The organism is Bauldia sp. (assembly GCF_965232525.1).
Classification (GTDB): domain Bacteria; phylum Pseudomonadota; class Alphaproteobacteria; order Rhizobiales; family Kaistiaceae; genus Bauldia.
In genome coordinates this window covers 3055341-3068807 of record NZ_OZ246980.1, presented here as the reverse complement: position 1 = coordinate 3068807, position 13467 = coordinate 3055341, and the positions used below count along the sequence as shown (strand labels likewise).

At 63.1% G+C, this 13467-nt stretch carries 13 protein-coding genes; 4 read left to right on the top strand and 9 right to left on the bottom strand.

Annotation, left to right across the window (positions count from 1 at the left end):
* The first annotated feature begins 109 nt into the window (after positions 1-109).
* Both ACO076_RS14515 and ACO076_RS14510 read left to right on the top strand, forming a co-directional pair.
* Entirely contained in the window at positions 110-1303 is a 1194-nt protein-coding gene (locus ACO076_RS14515; protein WP_421723552.1) for a GNAT family N-acetyltransferase, read from the top strand.
* Complete coding sequence (locus ACO076_RS14510; RefSeq protein ID WP_421723551.1) at positions 1300-1734, top strand: HIT family protein; 435 nt, start codon at positions 1300-1302, stop codon at positions 1732-1734. The genes ACO076_RS14515 and ACO076_RS14510 overlap by 4 nt, the downstream gene beginning before the upstream one ends.
* 17 nt (positions 1735-1751) lie before the next feature.
* Here ACO076_RS14510 and ACO076_RS14505 read toward each other — a convergent pair whose 3' ends face one another.
* The 4 genes from ACO076_RS14505 to ACO076_RS14490 all read right to left on the bottom strand — a co-directional run bounded on the left by ACO076_RS14505 (position 1752) and on the right by ACO076_RS14490 (position 6562).
* Positions 1752-3149, bottom strand: coding sequence for a tetratricopeptide repeat protein (locus ACO076_RS14505; protein ID WP_421723550.1), 1398 nt, complete (start codon positions 3147-3149; stop codon positions 1752-1754).
* Positions 3150-3221: 72 nt separating this feature from the next.
* Entirely contained in the window at positions 3222-5648 is a 2427-nt protein-coding gene (gene clpA, locus ACO076_RS14500; RefSeq protein WP_421723549.1) for an ATP-dependent Clp protease ATP-binding subunit ClpA, read from the bottom strand.
* An 8-nt stretch (positions 5649-5656) separates the two neighbouring features.
* A complete protein-coding gene (gene clpS, locus ACO076_RS14495; protein ID WP_421723548.1) occupies positions 5657-5986 on the bottom strand; it encodes an ATP-dependent Clp protease adapter ClpS in 330 nt (109 codons plus the stop codon).
* A 240-nt stretch (positions 5987-6226) separates the two neighbouring features.
* Positions 6227-6562 carry a phasin family protein gene (locus ACO076_RS14490; protein ID WP_421723547.1) on the bottom strand — a complete coding sequence of 112 codons (336 nt, stop codon included), beginning with the start codon at positions 6560-6562 and terminating at the stop codon, positions 6227-6229.
* 424 nt (positions 6563-6986) lie between these two features.
* On the opposite strand from ACO076_RS14490, the gene ACO076_RS14485 reads away from it, so the two are divergent.
* A complete protein-coding gene (locus ACO076_RS14485) occupies positions 6987-8441 on the top strand; it encodes a serine hydrolase (protein ID WP_421726739.1) in 1455 nt (484 codons plus the stop codon).
* 54 nt (positions 8442-8495) lie between these two features.
* Here ACO076_RS14485 and ACO076_RS14480 read toward each other — a convergent pair whose 3' ends face one another.
* The 3 genes from ACO076_RS14480 to ACO076_RS14470 form a co-directional block, all read right to left on the bottom strand.
* Complete coding sequence (locus ACO076_RS14480; protein ID WP_421723546.1) at positions 8496-9206, bottom strand: DnaJ domain-containing protein; 711 nt, start codon at positions 9204-9206, stop codon at positions 8496-8498.
* Positions 9206-9934: a VWA domain-containing protein gene (locus ACO076_RS14475; protein WP_421723545.1), complete on the bottom strand. Its 729-nt coding sequence runs from the start codon at positions 9932-9934 to the stop codon at positions 9206-9208. The genes ACO076_RS14480 and ACO076_RS14475 overlap by 1 nt, the downstream gene beginning before the upstream one ends.
* A gap of 98 nt (positions 9935-10032) precedes the next feature.
* A complete protein-coding gene (locus ACO076_RS14470) occupies positions 10033-10938 on the bottom strand; it encodes a division plane positioning ATPase MipZ (protein ID WP_421723544.1) in 906 nt (301 codons plus the stop codon).
* A 119-nt stretch (positions 10939-11057) separates the two neighbouring features.
* Here ACO076_RS14470 and panC point away from each other — a divergent pair, with 119 nt between their 5' ends.
* Positions 11058-11927 carry a pantoate--beta-alanine ligase gene (gene panC / locus ACO076_RS14465; protein WP_421723543.1) on the top strand — a complete coding sequence of 290 codons (870 nt, stop codon included), beginning with the start codon at positions 11058-11060 and terminating at the stop codon, positions 11925-11927.
* Here the strand turns inward: panC and ACO076_RS14460 are convergent.
* Positions 11924-12355: a DUF1489 family protein gene (locus ACO076_RS14460; RefSeq protein ID WP_421723542.1), complete on the bottom strand. Its 432-nt coding sequence runs from the start codon at positions 12353-12355 to the stop codon at positions 11924-11926. The two genes, panC and ACO076_RS14460, sit on opposite strands and share 4 nt — an antisense overlap.
* Before the next feature lie 63 nt (positions 12356-12418).
* Complete coding sequence (locus ACO076_RS14455; RefSeq protein ID WP_421723541.1) at positions 12419-13462, bottom strand: sodium:calcium antiporter; 1044 nt, start codon at positions 13460-13462, stop codon at positions 12419-12421.
* Between the last annotated feature and the right edge of the window lie 5 nt (positions 13463-13467).

Genomic DNA, 13467 nt, shown 5'->3' with positions numbered 1-13467 from the left:
CCAATGCGACGCTTAAAGACTGGTTGACTAACACGGATTCTGGTTCGCTGTTGCGCTGGCGCCGGATCGACCTAAGTTGATCTCAGCCCCTCCGAGCGAATCTGGACCCGTGACCGACACCGCGCCGACAGACGCTACCATAACGGTCGTTTCCTCACTGAGCGACATCGCTCGTGAAGACTGGGATGCCTGCGCCAACCCCGATGGCGAGACCTACAATCCCTTTCTCGCGCACGACTTTTTGTGGTCGCTTGAGGAGTCCGGTGCCGCGACCGCGAAGTCAGGGTGGCTCGGACAACATCTCGTCCTAGCCGACGGCGATGGCAGCCCGTCGGCGGTGCTGCCGTGTTACCTGAAATCCCATTCCATGGGCGAATATGTCTTCGACGCCGGCTGGGCGGACGCCTTCGAACGGGCCGGTGGGCGCTATTACCCGAAGCTACAAGCATCCGTGCCGTTCACGCCGGTCACCGGTCGACGCCTCCTGGTCAAACCAAGTCCGGACGCCGACCGCAGCCGCGCGATCCTTGCACACGGCGCGGCCACCCTCGCCGAGCGCCACACCATCTCGTCCGTGCATGTCACCTTCGCAACCGAGTCGGACTGGCGCATCCTCGGCAGCGCCGGGTACCTGCAGCGCACGGATCAGCAGTACCACTTCTTCAACGACGGTTATGGCAACTTCGACGATTTTCTTGCGGCGCTCGCCTCCCGCAAGCGGAAGACCATTCGTCGCGAACGCCGGGACGCGACGGCGAGCGGCCTTGAGATCGTCCACCTCACCGGCAGCGACCTGACCGAATCCGTCTGGGACGCGTTCTTCACGTTCTACATGGACACCGGCGCGCGAAAATGGGGGCGCCCCTACCTCAATCGAACCTTCTTTTCGCTCATCGGCGAGCGCATGGCCGATCGGATCCTCCTGATCATGGCGAAGCGCGGCGACACATTCGTCGCCGGCGCCCTCAACATGATCGGGTCCGATGCACTCTATGGCCGCTACTGGGGAACGACTGAAAACCTGCCGTTCCTGCATTTCGAGATCTGCTACTATCAGGCGATCGACTGGGCCATCGCTCACAAGCTGGCCCGGGTCGAAGCCGGCGCTCAGGGCGAGCACAAAGTCACCCGCGGCTATCGCCCCCTGACCACATACTCCGCCCACTGGATCGCCCATTCCGGGTTTCGCGACGCGGTCGAAGCCTTCCTGCGTCAGGAGCGCCAGCAGGTCGCGCGTGACAACAAAGTGCTGGAAGAGTATCTGCCGTTCAAACAGTCAGAAGAGACGGGGCCGGAACGATGAATCAACACGCTTACGCGGATGACAACATCTTCGCGCGGATCCTTCGTGGCGAGATCCCGGCCCACAAGGTGCTCGAGTCAGACGATGCGATTGCGATCATGGATGTGATGCCGCAGGCGACCGGCCACACGCTTGTCATCCCCAAGGCCGCGTCCCGCAACTTGCTCGATGCCGACCCTGAAATACTCGGACCGGTCATGCAAACGGTCCAACAGATTGCCAAGGCTGTGAAAACGGCGTTTGACGCCGATGGCGTCACGGTCACACAGTTCAACGAACCGGCCGCCGGGCAGTCCGTTTTCCATCTGCACGTCCATGTCATCCCGCGGTTCGAGGGCGTGCCGCTGAAACCCCATACCGGGGAGATGGAAGACGATGCGGTGCTCAAGGCGAACGCCCAACGGGTTCGCGACGCTCTCGCGGCGGCATAACTCGATCCGTCGAACCGCTATGGCTCGATGAGTACCCAGATGTCCGGTCCGCCGCCGGTGCCTTCACCGTAGAAAGTCCTGGTGGTGGCCCTGTCGGCTTGAGGCGCGCCGCCTGATTGGGACCGACTAGCGCCGGCAGCCCTGAAGCCGCCGTCTCCCATCTCGCTCAGGGCTTGCTCAAGATTCTCCTGCGCGCGTTCGTAGTCCGGCTCCAGCGCCAGCGCCGCCTCGTAATCGGCGATCGCCAATTCCATCTCACCCATGTTCTGATAGGCCACGCCGCGGTTGTTGTAGGCAAATGTGTAGTTCGGATCGATTTCGAGGGCGCGACTGTATTCTTCGACGGCGCGCTCCGGCATGCCGCGGTTGTCGTAGATGATACCCCGGTCGTTGTAGGCGTAGGCGTAAGCAGGGTTCAGGCGGATGGCCGCGTCATAGTCTTCGAGCGCACGGTCCGTTTGGCCGAGGTCGTCAAAGGCAAGGCCGCGGTTACGATAGGCGATCGCATAGTTCGGATCGAAACGGATCGCCAAGTCGTAGTCGGCGATAGCACGTTCGGTTTCGCCGATAGCGGCATAGGCGTTCGCCCGGCCATTGAACGCGAACACATAGCGCGGCTCCAATTCGATCGCCCGGGCGTAATCGGCGATCGCAAGATCGACGTTGCCGAGATCCCGGTGGGCGTTGCCGCGACCGTTGTAGGCAGCAGCATAGCTGGGATCGAGGCGGATCGATTCGGTGTAGTCGGCGATCGCAAGATCGACGTTGCCGAGATCCCGGTGGGCGTTGCCGCGTCCGTAGAAGGTGGCTTGATAGTCGGGATCTAGCCGTATCGCCATATCGTAGTCGGCGATCGCGCGGTCCAATTCGCCTTTGTCCTGAAAGGCATTACCGCGACCGTTGTAGGCGAACACGTAAGCTGGATCGAGACGGATCGCGTCGCTGTAGTCGGCGATTGCCAGATCAAAGTCGCCGCGGTCCCGATAGGCATTGCCGCGGTTGTTGTAGGCGTAGGCGTAGTCCGGATCGAGGCGGATCGCGTCACTGTAAGCGCCAATCGCACGCTCGATATCGTCCTTGTTTCGATACGCGATCCCGAGATCGTTGAAGGCGGTGACGTAGCCGGGATCCAACGAGATAGCCTCGACGTAATCAGCAATCGCCGCATCGAGGTTATCCTTGGCTTGGTAAGCCAATCCGCGATTGCGATAGGCAATCGCTCGATTTCGATCGCTCTCGGCATCGCCGCGCGAGAGCACCTCGTCGCATCCGGCGATGCCGATGTCCGGGTCTTCATTGGTGCACATATCCCAGGCTTCATCGGCATAGGCCGGCGAAGCGGGAATCGCGGCGACGAGCAGGGCCACCGCCCCAAGAACGACGGAATATCGAAAAGGCTCAGCCAAAGTCCGCATAGAGGACATCCTCCCGGCCTGCGCCCTCCTCATCTTTCGGCAGCGACGCGGATGGAGCCCGCGTCGCGTCGCTCAACCGGTCTTGAGCGGCACCTTCGGCACCAACCCGCGACCGCCACCAGGAGGCTTGCCGTCCTTTGGCGGCTTTTTCGCGGCGGCGGACGCTTTGCGCCGTCGCGGTCGCCGAGGCTTCGGCACGGTCTCTTTCTTCGGCTTGACCGGCCCGTCCTCGACTGCCTCGAGCACCAAGCCATCTCGCGCCTCGTTGAGGGTGACCTTCACGGTGCCCCCCTTCTTCAACTTGCCGAACAGCACTTCGTCGGCCAGCGGCTGCTTGATGTGCTCCTGGATGACCCGCGCCAGCGGGCGAGCACCCATCCGACTGTCGTAGCCCTTCTCGGCCAGCCACTTCACCGCGTCGTCCGACAGATCGAAGGTCACACCACGATCGGCAAGCTGTGCCTCGAGTTGAAGCACGAACTTCTGAACCACCTGGTTGACGACCTCGGTCGGCAGATTGCTGAACGGAACGACAGCGTCGAGACGGTTGCGGAACTCCGGCGTGAACAGCCGGTTGATCGCTTCCTGATCGTCGCCCTCGCGGACCGATTTGCCGAAACCGATCGCCGGCTTGGCCAGTTCGGCAGCACCGGCATTCGTAGTCATAATCAGGATGACGTTCCGGAAGTCGACCTGCTTGCCGTTGTGATCGGTGAGTTTGCCGTGATCCATTACCTGCAACAGGATATTGAACAGGTCCGGATGCGCCTTCTCGATCTCATCGAGCAGGAGCACGCAGTGCGGATGCTGATCGACCCCATCGGTCAGCAGGCCACCCTGATCGAAGCCGACATAGCCGGGCGGTGCGCCAATCAGCCGTGAGACCGTGTGGCGCTCCATGTACTCGGACATGTCGAAGCGGAGCAGCTCGACACCCAGCGCGGTCGCCAATTGACGCGCGACCTCGGTCTTGCCGACGCCGGTCGGACCGGAGAACAGATAACAGCCGATCGGCTTCTCCGGCTCACGTAGTCCGGCGCGTGCCAGCTTGATCGCAGACGCCAGGCGCTCGATCGCCTTGTCCTGCCCGTACACCACGCGCCGCAGTGTTTCGTCGAGGCTCTTCAGGACTTCCGCATCGTCCTTCGACACCGACTTCGGCGGAATCCGCGCCATCGTTGCGATCGTGCCTTCGATCTCCTTGACGCCGATCGTCTTGCGGCGCCGCGCTTCAGGCACGAGCATCTGTGACGCGCCGGTCTCGTCGATGACGTCGATCGCCTTGTCGGGAAGCTTGCGGTCGTTGATGTAGCGGGCCGACAACTCGACTGCGCTCTTGATCGCGTCGTTGGTGTAACGCACCCGATGGTAATCCTCGAAGTACGGCTTCAGCCCCTTCAGGATCTGGATCGCATCCGGAATCGTCGGTTCGTTGACGTCGATCTTCTGGAACCGGCGCACCAGCGCCCGATCCTTCTCGAAGAACTGTCGATACTCCTTGTAGGTCGTCGAGCCGATGCACCGGACCGTGCCTGACGCCAAAGCCGGCTTGAGCAGATTCGAGGCGTCCATCGCCCCGCCGGAGGTCGCGCCTGCGCCGATCACCGTGTGGATCTCATCAATGAACATGATCGCGCCGGGGAATTCCTCGATCTCCTTGATCACCTGCTTCAGGCGCTCCTCGAAATCGCCCCGATACCGGGTCCCGGCGAGCAAGGTTCCCATGTCGAGCGCAAATACGGTCGACTCGCGAAGCACCTCGGGGACGTCACCGTCGGTGATTCGCTTCGCCAGCCCTTCGGCGATTGCGGTCTTGCCGACACCGGGATCGCCGACGAACAGCGGATTGTTCTTCTGCCGGCGGCACAGGACCTGGATCGTCCGGTTGATCTCAGCGTCCCGGCCGATCAGCGGATCGATCTTTCCCTTCTGCGCCTTGTCGTTGAGGTTGACGCAATACGCCTCGAGGGCGTCCGCCTTCTTCTTGCTGTCTTCCCGCCCGTCCGAGGTGGCGGCATCGTCATCGACACCACGAACCGGGCGCGACTCGGACATGCCGGCGCGCTTGGCGATCCCGTGACTGATGTAGTTGACCGCGTCGTAGCGGGTCATGTCCTGCTCCTGCAGGAAGAACGCCGCGTGGCTCTCGCGCTCGGCGAAGATCGCGACGAGCACGTTCGCGCCCGTCACCTCCTCTCGGCCTGAGGATTGCACGTGGATGACCGCGCGCTGAATCACGCGCTGGAAGCCAGCCGTCGGCTTTGAGTCTTCCTCTGAACCGGTCGCCAGATTGGCCAGTTCCGTGTCGATGTACTCGACCAGATTCCGGCGCAGCACGTCGAGATCAAGGTTGCAGGCTCGCATCACCGCCGCTGCATCCTGATCGTCGGTCAACGCCAGGAGCAGATGCTCAAGCGTCGCGTATTCCTGGTTTCGCTCGCTCGCGAGCGCCAGTGCCTGATGCAGGGCTTTCTCGAGGCTGCGGGAAAATGACGGCACGGAAGACCTCACTTCTTTTCCATAACGCACTGTAGCGGATGTTGGTGCTTACGGGCGAAATCCATCACCTGTGTCACCTTGGTCTCCGCCACCTCAAACGTGAAGACGCCGCACTCCCCGACGCCGTGCTGATGCACATGCAGCATGATCCGCGTCGCCTCCTCACGCCCCTTCTGAAAGAAGCGCTCCAACACGTGGACGACGAACTCCATCGGTGTGTAGTCGTCGTTGAGGAGAAGCACCCGGTACAGACTTGGGCGCTTGGTCTGTGGTCTCGTCTTGGTCGCGACACCCGTCCCCGCGTCGCCATCGTCCGGGCGTCGATTCACATTGCTCATCGTGTCGGTTCGTCACTCAAGCACCTTTCGAATCCTGACCGCAAATCCCCAGAGGTGCAATGCACTTCCGTCGAAAATTCCCGCCCCGGAAACGAAGAGACCACGATGACGTCTTCACCAATCATATCTAGGTGGCTCGTTGGGCAAATCCAACCGTGGTGGAGGCCACAAAAAAGGGCCCGGCAAGCCGGGCCCGACTCCTCGCATCGAAGTGCGAGGTGTATCTCTATGGAGTTGTTGTCAGCCGTTCACTCGCGAGAAAAACGTCTCGTAGGGCTTGTAGGCGTCCTTCGCCATCCCTGAAACGATCTCGCCCACCTTGGTGGCCTGACCGACATAGCCTTCGTAGGCCGACCGAACGAACTCGGCCTGGACTTCCATCGCCTTATCGAGACTGCCGGCGGCAAGCATCTTGGTCGCAGCCGACGCACTCGCCTCGAAAGCGGTCTTGGAATAGTCCGCCGCCTCGGTCGCCAGGGCCTGGAAGCCCTTGCTGACAGCATCCGCGCTCTCGACCGCTATATCGACGTTGTCCTGGCCGAATTTCTGGAAGTTCTCGAATGGGTTCATCATCATCGGTGTCGTCCCTCGCATGTGCGGCGCCTGGCCGCGTCCATTTCTGGCACCAGATATGTGCACCGCAGCATAGGTGTCAAGCGTAAATTGTGCAGCGCACAATATCACTTTCGTGCCGCATTGATGCCGGCTTTACGGATTTGTAACCTCGTCTCCATAGCGTTATTGACGACGCTGGCCGGCGGCATTTGGGGACTGTGCCGCGATTTGGTCGGTGTTTCGCGTCAGGGGATGAGACCATCCAGCCATCGCGTGTTGCTGGATGTGGTGGTTGTTGTGTTCGATGGCCCCTGACACAGGGACGAGGCGCGCGGCGAGAAACGTCGCAGACGGTGCGGAGTTCGATAGCTTGATACCCAAACAGTTCCAGGGGCTTCGTCGTCGTTTGGTCCGAACATTCGGAGCGACCGGCCTTGCCCTCTCGATCGCCGTCGTCGGTGCGGTCGACGCGCAGGCGGCGCCGGTCAAGGCAGCGCTCGTCGTCGACGCAAAGACCGGCAAGGTCCTTTATTCAAGCAACGCCGACAAACGCACCTATCCGGCGTCGCTGACCAAGATCATGACCCTCTACATGCTGTTCGAGGCCATGGACAGCGGTCGTGTGAACTTGTCGACGCGGATTCCGATTTCCAAGCATGCTGCCGGCCAGCCGCCTTCGAAGCTCGGTCTTAAGCCGGGTCAGACAATCGCGGTCAAGGACGCGATCCTTTCACTGGTTACGCGATCGGCAAACGACATAGCGGCGGCGATCGGCGAGTATCTCGGGGGAACCGAAAGCGGGTTCGCCGCCGACATGACTCGCAGGGCTCGCCAGCTGGGGATGAAGCAGACGACGTTTCGCAATGCGTCTGGCCTGCCGAACTCCTCCCAGGTCACCACGGCTCGCGACATGGCCATCCTTGGCCGCGCGATTCAGGACCGCTTTCCGCATCACTTCCACTATTTCAAGACGCGGACCTTCACCTATCGCGGCCAGAAGATCGGCAACCACAATCGGCTGCTCGGCAAGATCACCGGCGTCGATGGGATCAAGACCGGCTACATCCGCGCCTCCGGCTTCAACCTCGTCACCTCGGTCAATACTAAGGACCGTCGTGTGGTCGCCGTGGTTCTTGGAGGATCGAGCGGCGCCGCGCGCAACGAGCGCATGGCGGGGCTGGTCAGGAAACACCTGCCAAGGGCTTCGACCGGCCCACAGTTGGTAGCGCGAATCATGCCGTCGGGTGGCATCGACATCGCCAGTCTTCCACTTCCGCGCCTGCGTCCGCTGACTGAGTCCGATATCGAGACCGGCGCTGTGACTTCGGTCGCGGCGATCCTGCCGCCCGAGTTCCAGGCGCAGGGCGAGATCCCGGACGACCTAATCGCCTTCGTGGAAGTCAAGCCGGCAAAAACCGCAGCCGTCGTACCAATGGGCTCAGCACCGTCGGCGATCGAGGATGTCATTGCAAAGGCCGAGCCAATGGTGGTCGTCGAGGCGCCGCCGTCCGTCGCTGATCCGAAACCGATGGCCTTCGCTGCCGTTGAGACGCCGGCGCCAATCGCTGATCCGGAACCGATGGCTCTCGCCGCCATAGAGGCTCCGCAGCCAGCCGCCGATCCGGCAGCGATGGCTCTCGCCGTCGAGGCACCGCCAGGGTGGAAGATTCAGATCGCCGCCGCACCGTCGCATGCCGCGGCGCTTGAACTGCTGTCGCGTGCCCATGCCTCCGGCGCCGCCGTTCTGGCCGACGCGTCGCCCTACACGGAACCGGTCGTCAAGGACGCCAAGACGCTCTACCGCGCGCGGTTCGGCGGCTTCGCCGACAAACATGAAGCCCGCGCTGCTTGCGCGCATCTGACGACGAAGAAATTCGCCTGTTACGCAATCGCGGAATGAACACGCGAAACGTAGCCGGTGCGTACAGGGTCCTTTTGGTAACGCGTAACGGACTCACCGATGTCTGCTCAAAAGCCTGTCCTTAGCTTCGTTGATTTTCGCCGCCAGGAACGTCGAGCCACCCTGATCGGGGTGGACACCTTTCATCAGCGTTCGGTGCGCACGGCGGATTTCGGATTCACTGGCGCCGGGCGCAAGGCCAAGGATCTCATAGGCCTCCTCGTCAGTCATGGGGCCCGTATTCGGCGGGCTGCCCGCCCCCGCTGCGGAATCGCCCTCACCGTCTTCTCGCCAACCGGGGATTCGGCGGTCGAGATAGGCCTCGAGTAAGGCCAGGCTCTCCGCATCGCGCGATATCTCGCGTGACAGCGTCTGAAGCTCCGGCACGTCGAGGTCGTCGAGCCAACGGCCCTCGAAATCACCGCCCATTACCCGACCGGCCATGTCGCCGGTATCGTGATCGAGTTCCATTTCGAGATAGGCCGAGCGGACCTTCGACTTCTGACCCGACGATCGGCGTCCGCCACCGAGATCGATCGGTCCGATGCGGCCGAGGCTAAGTGCGGATACCCCCAGCGCGATCAACGGCAGTCCGAGACCGAACTGCCGCGCCAGGGTCAGCACGCCGCCGAAAACGATCATGCCGATCCCGAGGATGTAGCGGAACAGGCGAACCAGTGCCTGCGGGTCGGCACCGACGAACGCCCGGCCGAGCGCCAGAAGCGCGAGCAGAGCACCGACACCGGCGAAGAGATAGAATACCATCAGCGCGATCGCATTTGTTCGAGCAGAAGCCGGCTGCTGCTTCCACCCTTCGTCTCCAGAGCCTTGATACCTCCGGCGGCGTAGATCGCCGCCGCCTTCAGGAGTTCGGCCAGTTGGCCGGCAGCATTGGTGTCAAACCGGGCGTAAGCGCCCCCGGTCAAGCGGGCGATCTCCCTGAAGCCCTGCTCGACCATCGCGTCGCGCCCTTCCTGGAACATGAAGGCACGCAAGCCCAGCAATCCCAGCTCGCCGGCCTTTGCGGCAAGCGTATCGATCGGCTCCTCGATTGCGTCGCCGACGAAGACGAGTGCACCGACCTTCTGCTTTTTGGTTTCCCGCCGCGCATGGCTGAGCACCTTGCCGATCTGGGTATGTCCGCCGCGAACCTGAATACCGGTCATCAGGTTTCTGAGCGCGGTGGTCTCACCGACCCAGCGGCTTGCGCGACATTCGTTGAAGCCGCGGTAGTAGACGAGCTGGACGTCGAGCCCGCCGGTCTTGCCGGCAGCGTCGAACATCTCCGCCTGCAGGCGACAGGCGGTGTCCCACATCGGCTGACGGCTCATCGTGGCGTCGAGGGCAAAGATCAGCCGCCCACGGCCCTCGACGGGCGCCCCGATCGTCCGCGCCTGTTTCAGGAAGGCATCGATATCCTTGTGATCCGATCGGGTGGTCGGCGACTTCGCCGCGCCTGGATCGACCGGAGTGCGTTTGCTTTCGGAACTCATGGCCAGTGTGCCTTTTCACGGCACCAGGCGGCGAGCCGCCAGGCGCCAGACCCCTATCTTCATGGGAAATGTGGCACTGATAGCGCGCGAAGCAACCGCTATTCGCCAACCGACGCCAACTGACGGCGCGATTGCGGCACCGCTGCGGGGAGAACCGTGGCGCGTTCTACACGTTCGGCGGGCGGCGGTCCCAGCATCGCGACAAGATCGCGGATTTCGTGCCGGGCGGCGAGATGGGAGATGGTCGGCTCAACGCCCTGCGTGGCGAGGTCGAGGGTGTCGAGTGCGGTCAGGCCGCTCGCGAAGAATTGACGGAACACGACGCGCTCCGAGATGCCATTCGCGAGGCGGAAGCTGTGGACGGCCGCAAGCGATTCGAGCGCTGACAGCAAGGTCTGCTGGTTGCGGGAGGACAGCATCGACAGCCGGTTGCGGACCACGATCCAGTCCATCAGCACACCGTCGACCTGCTGGCGTTGGCGTCGCGCCGCGGCCACCAGTTCGGCGTAATGCCCCGCCGGGTTGGGTTGGTCTCCGCCGTCAGCGACGCCGCCCAGCAGATCGAGATCGACGAGGCTGTCGTTGATCGGCGTGATCAGCGTGTCCGCCATCGCGTGGCTGAGACGCATGAGATACGAATCGTTGGCAGGTGTATCGACCACCACGTAATCGAAGTCGCTCTCGACCCGGTCGATGATGTCGACATAATTCGCGAATTCCTGCGCCTCGATCCCGCTGACGGTTTGGCCGGCCGCCAGCCGCGCGACGTAGTGGGTTGGAATCTCAAGGAGAATGCCGCGCTCGCGGGCGAATCGAGCCCGGTTTTCGATGTAGCGGGTCAGCGAGAGCTGGCGGCTATCGGTGTCGACGGAAGCGACCCGGTAGCCGGCCTTGAGCAGGGCGACGATCAGATGTACCGCGGTTGTCGACTTGCCGGAGCCGCCCTTCTCGTTGCCGAGAACGATCAGATGCGCCGATGTCGGCGACTTCGGTCCCCCAGCCATGGCCCCTCCGATCGACTATTGCCCGGGTCGCAGGATGCGCGGCAATCGCGAAGAATTGGTCAATACCCTGCGGTTTCCCGTATAAGGCCCTGTAATCACATCGATTCAAGCCCCGTCCGATGACATCCGTTCCGATCGACACAACCATCGCGGAAGCACGCCGCCGGACGACGGAATGGCGGAAAGCCGGGCTTACCACCGGCTTCGTCGCGACGATGGGGGCGCTCCATCAGGGGCATCTGGCGCTGATCGAAAAGGCGAAGGCGCATGCGGATCAGGTGGTCGTGTCGATCTTCGTCAATCCGACTCAGTTCGCGCCAAACGAGGATTTTGCCGCGTACCCGCGCGATTCCGACCGTGATCTCAATATGTTAGCGGAGGCCGGAGTCGACTCGGCGTTCATGCCGACGGTCGCGGAAATGTACCCTGAGGGGGCGGCGACGACGGTTTCGGTCTCCGGGCCGGCGCTCGGGCTCGAAACCGACCACAGACCTCATTTTTTTCAAGGGGTTGCGACGATCGTCGCCAAATTGTTCCTTGCTACCGGCGCCGATCTGACCGTCTTCGGCGAGAAAGATTACCAGCAACTTCAAGTGGTTAGGCGGATGGTTGCGGATCTGGCGATCCCGATCGACGTGCTCGGCTGTCCGACCGTGCGCGAACCCGACGGATTGGCGCTTTCCTCCCGCAATCAGTACCTGAGCCCGGAGGAGCGAGCAGTCGCCCCGGGCCTCTACGACGCCCTCAGGACAGCCGCGACAGCCATCGCGACGGGCGCCGACGTCGCCGCGACACTGGCCGCGACGCGGCGACACCTGGGTGTCGAGCACGACGTCGACTACCTGGCGCTCCGCAACGCGGATACGTTGGCGGAAGTCACCGACGTGCGGTCAGAGCCCCTCCGACTGCTCGTTGCCGCATGGCTCGGAACCACCCGGCTGATCGACAATGTGCCGGTCGACAATCCGCCGGGCCACGTCTCCGGCTAGCGCAAACCGAGTTCAGCGAGCTCGGCGGCGAGCGCCGCCGGCAGAGAATTGCCGCTGCCGCGCTTCCGGTCGGCCGGCGCATCGGCCGCCTTCAGGTAGCGCCACCCCTGAAACGGACGCCGGGGCTGCCAGTCGGTCACGATCAGCTTCGGCTCCATCACGATCCGGCAGCGGTGAATGCCGTCCTTGTCGGTGAACGGCTCGATGTCGATGAGGCGCTCGCGGACCTGGATGTTTCCCTTGATCACCCAGTAGAGCGATCCGCCGTCGAGCAGGTCGGCGGCGCGCTTCGGCACCATGCGGGTGACATGGACGTGCCGCGGCGGCTTGCCGGCGCGGCGGGCCTCGGCCGCATGATGGTCGACCCAGACGGCGAGATCGTCGACCGTATCGACGCCGACGCAGAGCTTGATGAGATGGAGCGTCATGGCGTCAGGGTCATCATCCGCTGCGGCCCGGTCAACATGCCCGCCGCTTTTCCACAAGTCCCCTCACCCACTGCCGATCGTCTGCAGCAAAAACAGGCCGAAGAAATAGACCAGGATCGCCGCGAGCGAATCGTAACCCATGCGCAGGACGGTACGGTTGCGGCGGTCGAGCAGGCCGACGACGTAGATCGCGGTCAGGATCATGCCGAGGAAGACGGCGAGCGTCTCGAACCGGCCGGCGGTCGACAGGATCGCACCCTGGCGAAAGGCGATGTCGGCAATCGGGATCAACAGCAGATCGAACAGGTTGGTTCCGAAGATGTCGCCAATCGCCAGCTCGTAGCGATGAAGGCGGATGGCGCCGACCATCGAGCTGATTTCCGGCAGCGAGGTCACCAGGCCGATCAGGACGAAGCCGACCATGCTCTGGCCGATGCCGGTCTGAACCGATATGGCGTCGCCGGTCTCGGCCAGGACATAGCCGGCGAACAGGATGACGAGGCCGGCGGCCGTCGAGCGAACGACCAACCCGGTCAGCGAGTGACCGGCGCCTTCCGGCTCCTTCGGTGCGGCGCGGCTGACGGCGCTTCCCTCGGCCACCACCCAGGTCGGCCGGTTCTCGTAGCGGGACGCCATCCACACCGCGAGGATGAACAGCGGTACCAGTGCCAACGACCAGCCGCCAAGGCCGAACAGCTCCACCTCGCCGACCACGATGCCGGCACCGACGACACCGAGCAGGACAATCCCGAGAGTCCCCTGCAGCAGCGTTGCCGGATGGGCGACGACAGAGGTCAGCGAGTCCCGACCGATCAGGGAATCGGCCAGCGCCAGCAGCAGCACATTCATCGACACGCTGCCGAGGATGCTGCCGAGCGCCAGGTTGGGATGATCGTTGTAGGCGGCGGTGACCACCGTCGCCAGTTCCGGCAGCGAGGTCACCCCGCCGAGCAACAGGAACCCGGCGAAGACGCGACCGATGCCGGTGCGCTCGGCGATCCCGTCGACATACTGCGCCAGTCGGGTTCCGGCCGCCCACACCAGGGCCGCCGACACCACGAGGACAAGAAGGTTGACGGGAAGCGGCAGGCCCCGGAAGTCGATCATGCGTT